Below are 16399 nucleotides of genomic sequence, written 5' to 3'. Positions count from 1 at the left end.
AGGGTGGCGATGCCCTGGCCACGCAGCCCGGCGGCCAAGCCCCGGCGCAGGGGCAGAGGCGGGCCGGGGGGCGGGTCATGGCGTGAGCACCAGCGCGCCCTCGACCTCGCCCCGGCGCAGCCGCTTCAGCGCGGCTCCGGCCGCCTCGAGCGGCAGGGTCTCCACGGCCGTCCGGACCGGGATGCGGGGGGCGAGCGCCAGGAACGCCTCGCCGTCGCGCCGCGTCAGGTTGGCGACCGATCGCAGGCAGCGCTCCTGCCACAGGATGCCGTAGGGGAAGGCCGGGATGTCGCTCATGTGGATGCCGGCGCAGACCACCGTGCCCCCGCGGTCCACCGCGCGCAGCGCCGCCGGAACCAGGGCGCCCACCGGCGCGAACAGGATCGCCGCATCCAGCGGCTGCGGCGCAGGCGCGTCGGACGGCCCTACCCAGGCCGCGCCGAGTTGCCGGGCGAATTGCGCGCTGGCCGCGTCGCCGGGGCGCACGAAGGCGAAGACCTCCCGCCCCTCATGCCGCGCCACCTGCGCCACGATATGCGCCGCCGCACCGAAGCCGTAGATGCCGAGGCGGGCGGCATCCCCCGCCATCCGCAGGGCGCGGTAGCCGATCAGCCCGGCGCAGAGCAGCGGCGCGGCCTCCGCATCGCCATACCCCTCCGGCAGGGCAAGGCAGAAGGCCTCCTCCGCCAGGCAAAGCTCGGCATAGCCGCCATCCCGCTGGTAGCCGGTGAAGCGCGCCTCCGGGCACAGATTCTCCCGCCCGTCGCGGCAGAAGCGGCAGGTGCCGCAGGCGAAGCCCAGCCAGGGAACGCCGACGCGCTGGCCCATGGCGAAGCGCGTGGCGCCCGCACCCCGCGCCACGACGCGGCCGACGATCTCATGCCCCGGCACCACGCCGGGCCTGGGGTTGGCCAGCTCGCCATCCACCAGGTGCAAGTCGGTCCGGCAGACCGCGCAGGCGGCCACGCGCAGCACCACCTGCCCTGGGCCGGGCTGCGGGTCGGGGAGGGCGGCACAGCGCAGCGGCGCCCCTGGCCGTACGAACTGCATCGCGCGCATGGCCGGTCATTCCGCCCGGCGCCTGGCGGCACGCCAGCGGGACGTCTCCGGCGCGGCCGGGCGGCGGTCGCCCGGGTGATCCCCCCGGTGATCCCCTCGGTCGCTTCCTGGGCGGGGCACCGCGGGCAGGCGGCCGAGCAGCCGCTCCACGAGGCCGCGGCGCAACGCGTGCAGCCAGTCCTGCTCCCGTGTCGCCATCCGCCGCGCCCATGCTGCTCGCTGCATCGCCTTGCCCTCATCTGCTTGCCGGACCGGTCAAGCAGATCCCCGGGCGCGCCGGAATGATCTGGATCAGGCCGCCGCCCATTCAGCGCAGCACCTCGAAGAACCGGCTCTCCTCGTTGAGGCGGGCATGTTCCATGGCCCGGAAGTCGTAGCGCGACACGATGCCCATCACCCGCCCATCCTGGCAGATCGGCAGGTGGCGGAAGCCGCCGTCATTCAGCAGGCGCAGCGCGTCGATCGCCGTCTGCTCGGGCAGAAGCGTCACCGGGTCAGGGGTCATGACGAGGCGAAGCGGCGTGTTGCGGGCGTCGTAGCCCTCCGCCAGGCAGCGTATGGCGTCGCGGCCGGTGAAGATGCCGGCCAGGCGATTGTCCTCTCCCACCACCAGCACGGCGCCGACGCGGCGGCGATGCATGGCCGCGCAGGCCGCGGCCACGCTGTCGCCAGGGCTCAGGGTCAACGGGTGCTGGTTCCGGATGATCTCGGCCGTTGTACGGTCCTGCATGGCGCCTTCTCCGCGATCGGCGGGCCAGCATCCGCCATGGCGCAGTGCCCGATGCTGATGCAGGTCAGGGCCTGACCGGGCCGGGCGCGTGATGCGCGGGCAGGGCCTGGCGGGCGGATCCACGCCTCCGGGCCGGGAGGCGCGAGCGATGTACTTCCTGGGTCTGGCGGTGGATTTCGACGGCACCATCGCGCATGACGGCGTGGTGCGGCCGGAGACGATGGCCGCCCTGCGGCGGCTGAAGGAAACCGGCCGCCGCATCCTGCTGGTGACGGGGCGGGAGGTGGCGGCGATCCTCCCGCTGCTGCCGGACGCCGCGCTGTTCGACCGCATCGTGGCCGAGAACGGCGCTGTCCTCTACGACCCCCTGGCCCGCACGGAGCGGCTGCTGGCGCCGCCGCCGCCCGCGCAGCTGCTGCGCCTGCTGCGGGAGCGGAAGGTGGAGCCGATCTCGGCCGGTCATTGCATCCTGGCGACGTGGGAGCCGCACCAGGCCACGGTGCTGGAAGCCATCCACGATTGCGGCCTCGAGCTGCAGATCTCCTTCAACAAGGGCGCGGTGATGGTGCTGCCCTCCGGCGTGAACAAGGCCACGGGGCTGAGAGCCGCGCTCGACGAGCTGCAGATATCGATGGTCAACGTCATCGGCGCGGGCGACGCCGAGAACGACCATGCCTTCCTGCGCGCCTGCGGCTGCTCGGCGGCGGTGGGCAATGCCCTGCCGGTGGTGCGCCGCGACGCGGACCTGCCGCTGGCCGGGCTGAATGGCGACGGCATCGTGGAGCTGGTGGCGCGCATCATCGAGGAAGACGTGGCCCTGGCGCCAGACGGGAAGCACGGGCCCTGGCTGGGGCGGGACCGCGCCGGGCGGCCGGTCCACCTGCGCCCCGGCCAGGGCAGCACGCTGGTGGTTGGGCCGTCGGGGGCGGGCAAGTCCGCCTTTGCCACGGCGCTGACCGAGCGGATCGTCGAGCGCCAGCTGGAGTTCTGCGTCATCGACCCGGAGGGCGACTACCTGGAGCTGGAGAATGCCGTGCGGCTCGGCAGCCTGGACGCGCCGCCGCATGCCACCGAGGCGCTACGGCTGGTGTCCCAGGCCGGCGTCAACGTCGTCGTGAACACCCAGGCCATGACGCTGCAGGAGCGCCAGTCGCTGTTCACCGGCCTGCTGCACCAGACCGCGCATCTGCGTGCCCGCACCGGGCGCCCGCACTGGCTGCTTCTCGACGAGGCGCATGAGCTGCTGCCGGCGGGCCCGCCGCGCGGACCGGCATTGCTGGACCAGGACCTGTCGGCCACCGTGCTGATCACCTACAGGCCCGCCTCGCTCAGCCGGGAGGCGCTGCAGACCGTCCGGCTGGTCCTGGCGCTCGGCCCGGCGCCGGAGGCCATGATCCGCGAGGCCGCCGGCCTGCTGGGCTGCGCGCCGCCCAGCGCCCCTGCCACCGGGGGCTGCGAGGCGCTGTGCTGGCGGCCCGGAGCAGACGCAGCCCCGGTCCCGGTGACACTCGAGCCGCCGCACCAGGATCACCGCCGGCATGCCGGCAAGTACGCGGTGGGCGATGTCGGCGACGGCCGCAGCTTCTACTTCCACGACCTCCGGCGGGGGCGCTTCATCAAGGCGAACAACCTGCACGCCTTTCTCGACCTCGCCTGCGGGATCGACGATGATTGCTGGGAGCGGCATCTGCGCGCCGGCGATTTCTCCGCCTGGTTCCTGCACGTCATCAAGGATCGCGGCCTTGCCGAGGAGGCCGCGCAGGTGGAGCAGGACAGGACGCTCGGCGCCGCCGACAGCCGCAGGCTGATCCGCAAGGCGATCTGGCGCCGCTATGCCGCGCCGAGCCAGTGCCCGTGACCGCGGCAGCCCGCGGCGCAGCCTGCCGGATGGCGCACGGGAGGGGCGGAGGGGCCGCCTGATCTGCATCAGGGTGGAGCCGGCACGGCCTGCCAATCTCCCGGCAACGGAGAGGCCGGTCACGGGCTGCCAGGCCCGGGACTGCGGCCTCTGCGACCCTGAGGAGGAGGCAAGCCGTGCCTTTCATCGCGTCCGACATCATGAGCCATCCGCCGATCACCGCGCGCCCGGAGCACTCGGTCGCGGAGGTCGCGGCCCTGCTGGCCGAGCGGCGGATCAGCGCGGTTCCGGTCTGTGCCGCGGACGGCTCGCTGCTCGGCATCATCAGCGAGTTGGACATCATCAGGCCCTTCCGGGAAACTGCCCGTCAGCGCAACGAATGGTGGCTGGGACGGCTGGCGGAAGGCGAGGCCCTGTCCCAGGAATTCCTGGATTTCGTCCGGCGCGACAACCGTTCCGCCGCGGACGCCATGCAGAAGCACGTCATCACCGCCGGACACGATGCGACCTTGCCACAGCTCGCGGAGCTGATGTCCGCCCACAACCTCAAGCGCATCCCGATCGTGGAGCAGGGCAGGGTCGTCGGCATCGTCAGCCGGTCGGACCTCGTCTCGGCCATCGCCCGCAGCCCCGCCATGCTGGTCTGAGGGCGCCGCCGGGCCTCAGCTCATGTGGACGTAGCGGCCGGGCGCGGGCTCCACCGGGTCAGGCCCCGTTCCGGCGCGCCCATCGGCGGCGGCGGCACCCGCTCGCCGGAGCCGGCGGCGGTCATCCAGCCGCGCCAGGCATCCCACCACGAGCCTTCGCGCCGGGGCGCGATGTGGTCCCGCATGGTGCCGAGGGCAAAGATCGGCACCGCGATATCGCGCAGCGCGATCACCCGCTCCTCCACCGCGAAGATGCCCTTCAGAGTGAGTTTTAAAAGGCGCTGTCATCCAACGGACCAGCGCCGACAGACCGATTCCGAGGTCCTCGGCGATCTCGCATTGGCTCCGCCCGCTCGTCCGGACTGCCTCGTCCTCAAATGCCTTCGTGAACCGCCTCTGCTGCTTCATGGGGTTCCTCTGGCCTCATCAGGAACCCTCCACTTTTTTGAAGCAAGTCCCGTATTGCTTCGGCTGGCACAGTGCTGGAGCTTATCGCACCGGTAGCAGCAAAGGCACCAGCGCTAAGCTCACCAGCATCACCAGCACGGTGAAGGGCACACCAATGCGCAGGAAATCGCCAAAGCTATAGCGGCCCGGCCCCATGACCAGCATGTTCACCGGCGAAGACACGGGCGTCATGAAGGCGGCCGAAGCGGCCAGGGCAACGATCATGGCGAAGGGATAGGGCGAAAAACCCAGTTCCCGCGCCGCAGCGATAGCGACAGGCGCCATCAACACGGCCGTCGCGGTGTTGGATATGAAAAGGCTGGTCAAGGCCGTCGCCGCGAATAGGCTGGCGAGCAAAGCATAAGATCCTGCGCCCCCCACCAGCCTGATTAGCCCGTCGGCCGCCATAGCGATGCCGCCGGTTTTCTGCAGGGCCAAGGAAAAGGGTAGCATGCCGGCAATCAAGACGATGGTCTGCCAGTGGATGGCGCGGTAGGCATTGTCCAGGTCGATGCAGCGGAAGCCCACCATCATCAGGCAGCCGATCAATGCGGCCTGCACATGTGGCAGCGCGCCTGTGACCATCAGCACAACGACTACACCCAGGCTGAGCAAGGCCTGTGGCGCACGGTCAGAGGCAGGGGGCAGTTCCTCCAGATCCTCCGGCTGGTTGAGTAGCAGGAAGCTCCGCTTTCCGCGTTGGGAGCGGCGCAACTCCTTCCAGGGGCCCACCAGCAGCAGCGTGTCTCCGGCCTGCAGCTTCTCCTCAAGCAATCCCTCGGCCGGTGTAATCAAGCCACGGCGCAGCCCTACCACCGTTAATCCGTAAGTGGACCGAAAATCGGCTTCCAGCACTGATCTGCCGCAGAGTGGCGAGTCAGGAGGAATGATGACTTCGGCTATTCCAATGGGACGTGGTCTGCTGACAGGATCAAGATCGCCGAGCGGCAGAGGTTGGAGGGCCAGCCGGGAAGCAAGTGCCTGCAGACGCTCCTCTGGCCCAGCGAAATGCGCGATCAGCGCATCACCTAAGCGCAGTACAGTCTCTCCGCCCGCACTCAGATAGGTTGAGGTAAAGCGCTGTGGGTGCTCAACGGCCATGACATTCAGCCCATGCGTGGCGTGCAGACGCAACACCTCGAGGCTTTGCCCGGCCAGGGGCGAGCCAGGGCCGATACGGAGGCGGTACACGCACCTAGCCAGTCCATAATCTCCGACAAGTTGCGCCAGGGTCAGCCGGCCGTGGGAGACCGCTTCCTCCGGCTCCACATTCTTCAACCAGCGGCGCGCCACAATCATATAGCCGATGCCGAGCAGCAGGATCGGCAAGCCGAATGGCGTGAAGCTGAAGAAGCCGAAGCCAGCATGGCCGTTCCGCAGCAACTCACTGTTCACAACCAGATTGGGTGGTGTTCCTACCAATGTCATCATGCCGCTGATCAAGGCGGCGAAGCTCAGCGGCATCATCATCTGGCGCGGCGGGATGCGCAATCGCAGGGCAATACGCATTACGATCGGGATGAAGATGGCGACCACCCCGGTGGAACTCATCACCGAGCCTAGTGTCGCGACGACCAGCATCAACATGGCAATAAGCCTGCTGCTGCCGCTACCGGCACGAGATGCGAGCCAATCTCCCATGCTGCTGGCGACACCGGTTCGGACCAGTCCCTCGCCGATCACAAAAAGAGCGGCAATCAGCACGACGCTGGCATCGCTGAAACTGGCGAGTGCTTCCTGAACAGTGAGGATGCCCGTCAACGGCAGAGCAACAAGCACGGACAATGCCACTGCATCCATACGCGGGCGGCCCAAAGCAAACATGACAATCACGGCGCTCAGCAGCCCAAGTACGACAGCTAAGTCAAAGGACATAACCGCGCTCCGGCAGATGATGCTATCCCTCTAATAGCCACAGAAAACCCTTATCTCCAGAGGCTGTTATGGACCTGCAGCCAGTCGAGCGGCTTGCTTGAGCATGATGCAGGCGAAAGCGACGAGGTGGAGATCGGCAAGGGTGCTGGCGTAGCGCTCATAATCCTTCGCCATGCGGCGGAAACGGGTGGACAACTCGGAATACCCCTCGCGATACAGCCTGCGCGCGCAGGATCGTCGCTTCAGGTTGTCACACATTCCTGCTGACATGGCTGGTCCACCCATTGGGCGCGGCCGGTGCCGCTCTTCAGCAGGGGTGTGGAGTCATATGAGCGCAGTTCGGGTGCTGAGCCACGCCGATGGTGCGTAGGAACAGCGCCACACGGTGCTTCTGGGCAGCAAAGATTGTTCGATGCCCGAGCGGATCCGGGCGCGTGACGCATTGGCCTTCGCCTGCTGTTCGGAAAATGGGCGTCTCGGCCGCCTGCGGAACAGGATGCGCTCGCTCCAGCCGCGCCGCTTCAACACGTCCGGATTGCGCTTGGTGCGGTAAGCCGTGTCCGCCCAGACGCGTCTGGCGGTGTTCTCGGGGTCAAGCAGGCCAGCAAAGCTGCGGCTGTCGTGCTGGGCCGCAGCAGTGACCGTCCAGCGGCGGATCAGCCCGTGCCGCCGGTCGATGCCGATGTGGTTTTTGTACCCGAAATCGGGCACGGCGATCTGGATGGCCTGGCGCTGATTGCCCTCGGGCTTGGGTTTGGCTTTGTCGCGCTTGAGCGTCCACCGCACATCCCGGTCCTTCTGTGCCGGCTTGGTTGGATGAATCCTGCTTCAGATGCGGTCGCGAGCCTGCTGTCAGCGCAGAAACTGTCGAAAGCGCCTCAAGGACAGGGCGAAGAGCGTCGCGCCGATGGCCAACATAGCAAGGAACTGCGGCCATACGACATCCAGGCCCGCCCCTCGGAACAGAACAGCCTGCGCCAACATGACAAAATGTGTGTTTGGGGCAGCCAGCATGATCGTCTGGATGATCTCCGGCATGCTCTCACGTGGCGAGGTGCCGCCGGACAGTACTTGCATCGGCAGCAAGACCAGCATCAACAGCAGGCCGAACTGCGGCATCGATCCGGCCACCGTGGCAAGGAAGATTCCAAGTGACGTCGTTGCAAAGAGCTGCAGAGCTCCTCCCGCCAGGAATAGTGCGACGGAGCCGTGGATAGGAACCGCAAGAAGCCCTTGCACGACAAAGACCATGGACAAGGCTGTGGCGATGAGCACCACAAGACCCATGGACCAGATCTTGCTGAGCATGATCTCGGTGGCTGTCACGGGCATGACCAGCAGATGCTCGATCGTGCCATGTTCCCGCTCCCGGATCAGTGCCGCGCCGGTCAGGATGATCGACAGCATCGTGACAGAGGAGATGACATTGGTGATGGCGCCGAACCAGCCTTTGTTAAATTCTTGGTTGAACCGTGACCGTAGAACGAGCTCCACCGGAACTGTGGCGCCGCCACGATAGCCAGCCAGGAACTCCGCAACTTCGCTCGTGGTAATGGACTGGACGTAGCCGCCCCCCGAAAACGCCTGCGTCATCCGCGTGGCATCGATATTGAGCAGGATGGTGGGTGAGTGTCCAGCCAGGAGATCACGCTGGAAGTTGGGCGGAATGTCCAAGGCGAAGGTGTCGAGACCTGCATCCATGCGGCGATCCATCTCCGGTTGCGAGATGATGCGAGGCACGGCGAAGTACGGTGGATTGAAAGCGGTGATGATCCGCGAGGAAACCGGCGACTGGTCTTCGTCCACAACAGCGATAGCCGCCTGATTCAACGTTTCCGGCATCGCCTTCGAAGCGGTGTAGATCGAGAGCGTGAAGGCATAGACGATCAGCACCAGCAGCATCGGGTCCCGGGCGAGGCCCCGCAGTTCCTTGATGCCCAGCTGGAGGATGTTCCTGCCCCGCACTGTCAGTCCGCCTGCTTCTTGAGAAGCAGGGTACCCAGCAGAAGCAGAACAGGAATAGCGATCAGCAGCGGCACGAAGTTGGCCCAGAGATCTCCAAAATCCAGTGCCTTGGAGAAGGTCCCCCGCGATATCGTCACGAAATAGGTCGTGGGATAGATCCGGCCGATCAGCGCTCCAGCGCCCTGCAGGGATGAGACGGGATCGATGATGCCTGAATACTGCACGGCGGGAATCAGGGTTAGCAGGGCGGTCCCGAAAATGGCCGCGATCTGGCTGCTCATGAAGGCCGAGATCACCAACCCTATCCCGGTCGTAGCGGTCACGTAGAGGAAGGCCGCGGCCGTGAAGGTGAGCAGGCTGCCGGTGAAAGGAACACGGAAGACAAAGATAGCGAAGGCGGTCAGCATGACAAAATTGAACATCGCCAGGGCAATGTAGGGGATCTGCTTACCCAGCAAGAATTCCAGCCGCGTGACGGGCGTCACGTAGAAATTGATGATCGAGCCCAGCTCCTTCTCCCGAACGACGCTGAGAACAGCCAGCATGGCAGGAATCATCATAAGAAGCAGCGGAATGACAGCCGGCACCATGGCCACGATGCTCTGGATATCGGGATTGTAGCGGTAGCGGACGGCCAGCTGGAAGCTGCCCGCGATGGCTGCATCACCGTAGTTCTGCCGGGCCTTCTGGGTCAGCCAGTCCTGATGCATGCCCTGGACATAGCCGCGCACCGTTTCCGCCCTAGCCGGCATCGCGCCGTCGATCCAGGCCCCGATCTCGATGGTCCTGCCGCGGGATACATCGCGAGCGAATCCCGGGGGAATCTCAATCGCCAGGTTCAGTTCGCCATTGCGCATCCGCCGGTCAAGATCGGCGTAATCGGCGATGGGCGGTTTTTCGGTGAAGTAGCGAGATCCGGCGATTTGCAGCGTATAGTCGCGGCTCACCGTCGTATCGTCACGATCAAGCACGGCGAAGGACAGGTTGCCGACATCCATGTTAATGCCATAGCCGATCACGAACATCAGAATCACGCTGCCGAGAAGTGCCAAGGTCGCCCGGATGGGATCACGCCGCAGCTCCAGGGATTCCCGTTGCGTAAAGGCGAAGACCCGGCGCAGGTCGAAAAAGCGGTTCCACCTGGTAACCGGGGCAGATCGAGCCGGCCTTGGGGAGATGGCCTGGACGGGTATGGCTTCCGGCTCCACGGCTTCACCACCTGCAAAATCCCGAATTGCATCCTCCAGATAGCCGATGAAGGCTTCTTCCAGCGTCGCCGCGCCGCGCGCCTCCATAATCACGCCAGGCTTCTCGCTGATCAGCACCTTTCCCGCGTGCATGAGCGAGATGCGGTCGCAGAGCTGCGCCTCGTTCATGAAATGGGTGGAGACAAAGATCGTGACATGATCCTGGCGGGACAGATCGGAAAGGATGCGCCAGAAGCTGTCGCGCGCGATCGGATCCACGCCGGATGTCGGCTCGTCAAGGATCAGGATTTCCGGCGAATGGACCATCGCCACGGCGAGCGAAAGCCGTTGACGTATACCGAGGGGCAAGGATTCCGGCCAGGCGTCCAGCACCTCGCCAAGGCCGAAGCGGGAAACCATCTCCTCGATCCGGGCAGGAATCGATGCTGGCTCCATGCTGAAGAGCCGCGCGTGCAGCTCGAGATTCTGTCGCACCGTCAGTTCGGTGTAGAGCGAGAAGGCTTGCGACATATAGCCCACGCGGCGGCGAACCGCCATGTCGCCGGGATCGACCTCCTTACCAAAGAGGCGTGCTCGGCCTTCACTGGGGACCAGAAGGCCGGTGAGCATCTTCATGGTGGTGGTTTTGCCGCAGCCATTGGAACCGAGGAAGCCGAAGATCTCTCCCTTGCCGATGCGGAAGACTACGTCATCGACCGCGGTGAAATCGCCGAACCGCATCGTCAGATGCTCGGCCTCGATAGCGGCCTCGTCTTCCGCATCACGCCTTGGCGGGATGACAACGTCCTTGTGCCCCCGTCGCCCTTCTTCCGGCAGCAGCGCAATGAATGCCGCGTCCAGAGTTGTCGCCCCGGTCTGGCGGCGCAGCTCCTCGGGCGTTCCGGTCGCGAGCACCTGGCCCGCATCCATTGCCACCAGCCAGTCGAAGCGCTCTGCCTCCTCCATATAGGCGGTCGCGACGATGACGCTCATGCCGGGCCGGTCCTGGCGGATATCGTCGATCAGTTCCCAGAACTGCCGGCGCGACAGAGGATCCACGCCGGTCGTCGGTTCGTCCAGGATCAGCAGATCCGGGTCATGAATGAGCGCGCAGCAGAGGCCAAGCTTCTGCTTCATGCCTCCGGAGAGCTTGCCAGCTGGCCGGTTTGCAAAGGGAGACAGGCCGGTGCTGCGCAGCAGATCAGCAATCCGCCTTGCACGTTCCTGCCTGTCATGACCGAACAGCCGGCCGAAAAAGTCGACATTCTCGAAGACGGACAGGGTGGGGTAGAGATTCCTGCCCAGACCCTGCGGCATATAGGCGATCCGGGCATAGATGCTTTCCCGATGCGCCCTGTCAGCGATGTTGCCCCCCAGAACTTCGACCTGGCCCTGCTGAACGGCGCGGGCGCCTGAGATCAGGGACAGCAGACTCGATTTGCCGACGCCATCGGGCCCGATCAACCCGACCATGATGCCCGCTGGAAGGTCCAGGTCGATCCCTTCCAGGGCCAGTGTCTTGCCGTAGCGCAGGGAGACAGCCTTGATCCGCGCCACGGCTGGGCGGCCACCAGGTTCCTCGCCGAAAAATCCTGGGCCAGTCATTGCACCAACGGGCCGCTCAGGCTTGCCGGCCATTCGACCTCTGGGTTGAGCCGGACATAAGCCATGCCGGGCAGCCCGGTCTTTACCTGGCGAATATGCTGTTCAAGCAGTTCGGGCGCGATCTGCGCCCGGATGCGGAACATCAGCTTCTGCCGCTCTTCAGCCGTTTCCACCGTCTTTGGAGTGAACTGGGCGACATCGGCCACGAAGCTTGCCTTGGCGGGAATGACGTACCGGGGCGCCGCATCCAGCACAAGGCGAACCTCCGTCCCGATCTCAACGCGCCCCGCCTCACCGGTTGGCAAGAAGAAGGTCATGTAGACATCGCCCAGATCGACGAGATTGAGTACCCGGCCACCGGCCGCGAGCACCTCCCCAGGCTCGGCGATGCGATACTGAACACGTCCAGCCCGCGGCGCGATCAGGGTGCTGTCATTGATATCCGCCACGATGCTCTCGATGCTTGCTTTCGCAGCATCGACAGATGACTCTGCATCGACCACCTGTGCCCTGGCAGCGCTGATGGCCGCATCAGAGGCAGCCAGCTGCGCCCGAGCGGCGCCGACCGCAGCCCGGGCTCCCTCGTGGGCGGCGCGGTTGTCATCCAGCGTTTGGATCGAGACGGTACTGCTTGTCGCCAGTCGCTCGGACCGCGCCAGCCGCTTGGTCGCAGCATCGAGCTCCGCCTGCCGCTGTGCAACAACGGCAACAGCTGCCATCTTCTCCGCCTCGCGCTGCGCCACAAGGCTCTGCGCCGTTCCAATGGCGATATTCGCGCGCCGAAGCTGAGCCTCGGCTTCCCGTTTCCGGGCTTCGAGCTGCGCGGTGTCCATGTGGGCAAGTACCTGGCCTACCTCGACGAAGTCACCTTCCCGGACCAGGATGTCCCGAACCCGCCCCGCTGCCTTGGTCGAGATATCAATCTCGGTTGCCTCGATACGCCCGTTTCCGCTGGCGAATCCCTCCGGAAGGCCGCTGCCGCTGAGCTGCTTCCAGGCATAAGAGCCTGCAACAGCGATGAGCAGGGCAAGAGCTATGAGAAGCAGTCGTTTGCGACGCGCTCTCATCGCCATCTGAACTTGGGTCCGTCGTCCAGTCGGTCAGGCAATGGAATGCTCATCGCGACCCTTTTTGCGGGGGTTCGAACAGCTTTCTAAACCGAATAGAATCCTGAAGCCTGTGAGCCAGGCCTCCAATTCTGTGCTGATGTTGCCGCCTGTGGGTCAACAACAGCAAGTCGCTTTACTGTGTTCTGGCTGCCTGATCGCGGAGCATCGTCGGAATCGCTGCTGTAGGCACTTGATCGGCGCCACAAGTCATGATCGCCAGCCTCATCGGCTCCCGATGATGTCCCGCGATCAGGCACCTCCCGGATCGGCTGAGATCAATTTAGGGTTGCAACGCTCAGCCACGCCTCAGCGCCCGCTCGTACTCTCCCCGGAAAGCCTTAAGGGATGAAGCCAGTACCGTCGCCGCTCCATCCACCAGCCCGCAGCGGCCACTCCCTGGGAGAAGCTCTGCCAGGTTCTCCAGCGCCTGCAGGTCACCGGGCCGCCCTGCCCCTGCCTCGACCCGCTCCAGGATGCGCGATACCTGGTGCGTGCCGATCTTGCAGGGCGGGCACTGGCCGCAGGAATTGGCCGCGAAGAAGGCGACGTATTCCGCCGTCTTGCGCAGGATGCTGGTGCCTTCCCCCACCACGATCATCGCCCCTGTGCCGAGGCGGGAGCCACGCTTCCGCAGGTTGTCGAAATCCAGCGGCACATCGAGATCGTCCGCCGTCAGCAGGGTGTTGGAGGGGCCGCCGGTGAAGACCGCCTTGAAGGACTTGCCGCCCAGCATGCCGCCGCCCTGCTCGAAAACAAGGCTGTGGAGCGAGGTGCCCATAGGCAGTTCGTGCAGCCCTGGGCGCAGCACGTCGCCGGAGAGCGAGAAGAGCTTGGTGCCGGGTGCACCGCCAAGGCCGAGGCCACGATACCATTCCGGCCCATGACGCAGGATCTGCCCGGCATGGGCCAGGGTTTCGACATTGTTCACCAGCGTCGGCGCGCTGTTCACGCCCTTTTCCGCCGGATAGGGTGGCTTCAGCGTAGGGAAGGGAAAGCCGCCCATGACGCTGGCCACCGCCGCCGTCTCCTCGCCCCCGACATAGAGGCCGGAGCCAGTGATGACGAGGAGATGCAGCTCCTCCCCGATAGCCTCAGAGAGCCGTGCGAAGAGCGGATGTGCCTCCCATTGCGTCACCGCCTCCCGCAGCACCCGTACCGCGGCCGCCTCGCGCGGGTTGACGTAGAGGACGACATTGGCGGCCTTCACTGCCAGCGCCGCGACCAGCGCTCCCTCGATCACCTGATGCGGGGTGCGGGAAAGCAGGAAGCGGTCCTTGAAGGTGCCCGGCTCGTCCTCGTTGCCGTTGCAGACCACCCATTTGCCAGGGCCGGGCTGTGCCGCCACGGCGGACCATTTGCGGTGGGTGGGAAAGCCCGCACCGCCCAGGCCACGCAGGCCGGCGGCCTCGATGGTCGGGATGATGCCGGCAGGATCGGCCAGGGCGTTCTCCAGCCCGGCGGCGGCGCCCGCCGCCATCCAGGCGGCGAGATCGGCGCCGACGCAGATGCGCTCGTCGGTCAGGACCTTCATGCCGCCTTCCCCCGCTCGGTGGCCATGTTGAAATTCCCATAGGGTGGAAAGATCATTGGCGCCTTGAGGGTTAACGGCAGGTCCTGGGCGATCAGGGCGCGGCGCCAGTCCGCCAGATGGTTCAGCCCAATGTTGCGCGGGCGCTCTACCCGCGCATCGGTGGCAGCGGCGTGCCCGGCTCGGCGGCCGAAGGCCACCAGTTCCAGCAGGGCATTGCCCATCATGCGGTTACGGCCATGCAGCCCGCCTGTCACCTCGCCGGCGCAGAGCAGGCCGGGCACGCCGCTCCAGCCATCCGGGTCGATGGCGACGCCGCCATTCTGGTAATGCAGCGTCGGGTGGATCAGGAAGGGTTCAGCCGCCGCGTCGAAGCCGGCGCGCTGCGCCAGGTGGGCGAGCGTCGTCAGGCTCCTGCCGAGAATGCCGGGCTTCTCCCGCTCCAGGCCCGGCGTGTCGAGGAAGACGCCGGCACGGTCGCCGCGGAGAATGCCACGCCCCTCGGCGATCTCCCGCAGGATGGCGGCGGCCACCACGTCGCGCGTGCTCAGCTCATCGACGAAGCGCTCGCCCAGCCCGTTGACCAGGGCGGCGCCGGAGGCGCGGGCGGATTCGCTGACCAGTTGCCCCTCCATATGCGGCGGCCAGGCAATGCCAGTGGGATGATACTGGAAGCTGTCCACCTCACGCAGCGCGGCACCGAGGCGATAGGCCAGCACCACCCCATCCGCCGTGGCGCCATAGTGGTTGGAGGTAGGAAAACCGGCGATATGCAGCCGCCCGGCGCCACCCGTGGCCAGCACCGTGGCGCCGGCCCGGGCCAGCACGGTGCGGCCCTGGGCGAGGTCGTGCAACGCGGCACCGGCGCAGCGTCCGCGGTCGTCGGTCAGCAGTTCCAGCGCTGGGTGGCGGTCCAGCAGGGTGATGCCTGGTTGCAGCAGTACGGCCTCGCGCAGCGCCCGCATCATCTCGAGGCCGGTGAAGTCGCGGTAGGAGAGCAGCCGCGCGGCCGTGGCGCCGCCCGGCTTCCGGCGCAGCAGGCTGCCGCCCATGCGCTCGCTGCCCTCGGCGAGGTCGAAGCTCATGCCCTCCTGGATCAGCCAGCGGATCACGCCCGGGCCGTCGGAAGCCAGCGCCGCCACCAACGCCTTGTCGGCCATGAAATGACCGGCGCGCAGCGTGTCCTCGAAGTGGCGCTGCAGGCTGTCCTCATCCCCGATGGCGGCCTGGATTCCGCCCTCGGCCATCACCGTGTTGCTGTCGCCCAGGCGCAGCTTGGTGGCCAGGATCACCCGGGCCCCGGCTCGTGCCGCGGTGAGCGCGGCGACACAGCCCGCGCCGCCGCCGCCGATCACCAGCACATCCGCGTCCAGCAAGGGTGCTCCGGCGATGTCCACATCCTCGACCAGCGAGTCGGATTGCAGCAGCGCGGCCAGTTCCACCCGGCAGGGCAAGCCGGCGCTGGCACCGACACGGAGCGGCACAATGGCGCCGGGTCGGTGGTCGGGATGAAAGCAGTCCAGCAGCTCGGGTACCGGCAAGGCCAGGGCCCGCGCCGGGGCTGGCTGCCTGGCGCGCCAGGCAGCCAGGGCCTCGGCATGGGGGATGCCGCCGCTCATGACTGCACCGGCGGATTGGCGCCGGGCGCATCCGGGTCGATGGGCTGCCGCCCCTGCTCGATCTCGCGCAACCGGCGGATCAGGTCGGCGGGACGCAGCGTGAGCGAGGCAGCCATGCGCCGCACGAACTGGCCCAGATGCGCCGGGTCGATATGCTCGGGGCAGGCGGCGACACAGAGGTTGCACATCACGCATTGATCGAAGAGTGCCGCCGCGGTGAAGGCCTCGCCTGCCGCGGAGAGGTTCACCATGCGCTGCACCTCGATGCCCTTGGGGCAGGCCCGGTCGCAGCCACTGCAATGGCGGCAGTTCTTGGCCTCTGGGAAGACGGCATCGATCTGGTCTAGCGCCGTCCAGCTATCGGTTAGCGCGTGGAGATCGTAGGCGTGCGGGCGCCGTGCCGGGAAGTGATCCAAAAAGGAGACCTGCATCCCCTCCTCTGCCTGCGTCTCGCAGGCCAGTGCGGTACCGGCCAAGCGCTCGCCCTGCCGCCGCACCAGGACACGGCAGGCGCCACAGACGCCCTGGCCCATGCAGCCGACATTCTCCGTCAATGGCTGGCCGGCCGCCATCCAGGCCTGCAGCAGGGATGCTCCGACTTCCGCCAGCAGAGGCTGTCCCTCAAAGACAAGGCTTATCTTTGCTTCTGTGTCGATCTTGCTTCCGCTCAAAAGAGCCTCCTCGACTACATGCCGCACAAAGCCACACGGTGCGCCACCGATGCAGGGCTCACTGAGGAAAGCCGCTTCCGGGTGGGGCTACGATCCGCC

General features: G+C 66.4%; 13 protein-coding genes and 2 pseudogenes. 2 read left to right on the top strand and 13 right to left on the bottom strand.

Features of this window, described 5'->3' with window-relative positions; all coding sequences use genetic code 11:
- Positions 1-75 precede the first annotated feature (75 nt).
- Positions 76-1059 (bottom strand): zinc-dependent alcohol dehydrogenase family protein, encoded by a 984-nt coding sequence (locus tag ACZJYS_RS03745; RefSeq protein ID WP_493175885.1) that lies wholly within the window; start codon positions 1057-1059, stop codon positions 76-78.
- A gap of 307 nt (positions 1060-1366) precedes the next feature.
- A complete protein-coding gene (locus ACZJYS_RS03740; protein ID WP_379651744.1) occupies positions 1367-1789 on the bottom strand; it encodes a CBS domain-containing protein in 423 nt (140 codons plus the stop codon).
- Positions 1790-1937: 148 nt separating this feature from the next.
- Here ACZJYS_RS03740 and ACZJYS_RS03735 point away from each other — a divergent pair, with 148 nt between their 5' ends.
- A complete protein-coding gene (locus ACZJYS_RS03735; protein WP_493175883.1) occupies positions 1938-3647 on the top strand; it encodes an HAD hydrolase family protein in 1710 nt (569 codons plus the stop codon).
- 176 nt (positions 3648-3823) lie between these two features.
- Positions 3824-4294, top strand: a complete 471-nt coding sequence (locus tag ACZJYS_RS03730; RefSeq protein ID WP_493175881.1) for a CBS domain-containing protein — start codon at positions 3824-3826, stop codon at positions 4292-4294.
- Positions 4295-4314: 20 nt separating this feature from the next.
- On the opposite strand, the gene ACZJYS_RS03725 is transcribed toward ACZJYS_RS03730, so the two are convergent.
- The 11 genes and pseudogenes from ACZJYS_RS03725 to ACZJYS_RS03675 all read right to left on the bottom strand — a co-directional run bounded on the left by ACZJYS_RS03725 (position 4315) and on the right by ACZJYS_RS03675 (position 16300).
- The gene (locus ACZJYS_RS03725; RefSeq protein WP_493175939.1) at positions 4315-4527 is read right to left on the bottom strand and encodes a hypothetical protein; all 213 of its coding nucleotides are present in this window, start codon (positions 4525-4527) and stop codon (positions 4315-4317) included.
- Positions 4528-4579: 52 nt separating this feature from the next.
- Positions 4580-4702 (bottom strand): annotated as a pseudogene (locus tag ACZJYS_RS03720) (transposase); the annotation flags it as partial.
- Positions 4703-4783: 81 nt separating this feature from the next.
- The gene (locus ACZJYS_RS03715) at positions 4784-6616 is read right to left on the bottom strand and encodes an SLC13 family permease (RefSeq protein ID WP_493175879.1); all 1833 of its coding nucleotides are present in this window, start codon (positions 6614-6616) and stop codon (positions 4784-4786) included.
- 66 nt (positions 6617-6682) lie between these two features.
- Positions 6683-6808 (bottom strand): annotated as a pseudogene (locus tag ACZJYS_RS03710) (IS5/IS1182 family transposase); the annotation flags it as partial.
- A gap of 132 nt (positions 6809-6940) precedes the next feature.
- Positions 6941-7402, bottom strand: a complete 462-nt coding sequence (locus ACZJYS_RS03705) for a transposase (RefSeq protein ID WP_493175878.1) — start codon at positions 7400-7402, stop codon at positions 6941-6943.
- A gap of 66 nt (positions 7403-7468) precedes the next feature.
- Positions 7469-8581 carry an ABC transporter permease gene (locus ACZJYS_RS03700; protein WP_493175876.1) on the bottom strand — a complete coding sequence of 371 codons (1113 nt, stop codon included), beginning with the start codon at positions 8579-8581 and terminating at the stop codon, positions 7469-7471.
- Between the two features lie 2 nt (positions 8582-8583).
- Positions 8584-11373, bottom strand: a complete 2790-nt coding sequence (gene rbbA, locus ACZJYS_RS03695) for a ribosome-associated ATPase/putative transporter RbbA (protein ID WP_493175937.1) — start codon at positions 11371-11373, stop codon at positions 8584-8586.
- The gene (locus tag ACZJYS_RS03690; protein WP_493175875.1) at positions 11370-12446 is read right to left on the bottom strand and encodes an HlyD family secretion protein; all 1077 of its coding nucleotides are present in this window, start codon (positions 12444-12446) and stop codon (positions 11370-11372) included. Before ACZJYS_RS03690 ends, rbbA begins: the two co-directional genes overlap by 4 nt.
- A gap of 331 nt (positions 12447-12777) precedes the next feature.
- Positions 12778-14013, bottom strand: a complete 1236-nt coding sequence (locus ACZJYS_RS03685; protein ID WP_109519370.1) for an NADH-ubiquinone oxidoreductase-F iron-sulfur binding region domain-containing protein — start codon at positions 14011-14013, stop codon at positions 12778-12780.
- Entirely contained in the window at positions 14010-15629 is a 1620-nt protein-coding gene (locus ACZJYS_RS03680; protein ID WP_493175874.1) for an FAD-binding protein, read from the bottom strand. The genes ACZJYS_RS03685 and ACZJYS_RS03680 overlap by 4 nt, the downstream gene beginning before the upstream one ends.
- Positions 15626-16300: a 4Fe-4S dicluster domain-containing protein gene (locus ACZJYS_RS03675; RefSeq protein WP_493175873.1), complete on the bottom strand. Its 675-nt coding sequence runs from the start codon at positions 16298-16300 to the stop codon at positions 15626-15628. The genes ACZJYS_RS03680 and ACZJYS_RS03675 overlap by 4 nt, the downstream gene beginning before the upstream one ends.
- Positions 16301-16399 lie beyond the last annotated feature (99 nt).

This window comes from Roseomonas sp. TS2, from assembly GCF_058833935.1.
This window is presented reverse-complemented; position numbering and strand designations above follow the sequence as displayed.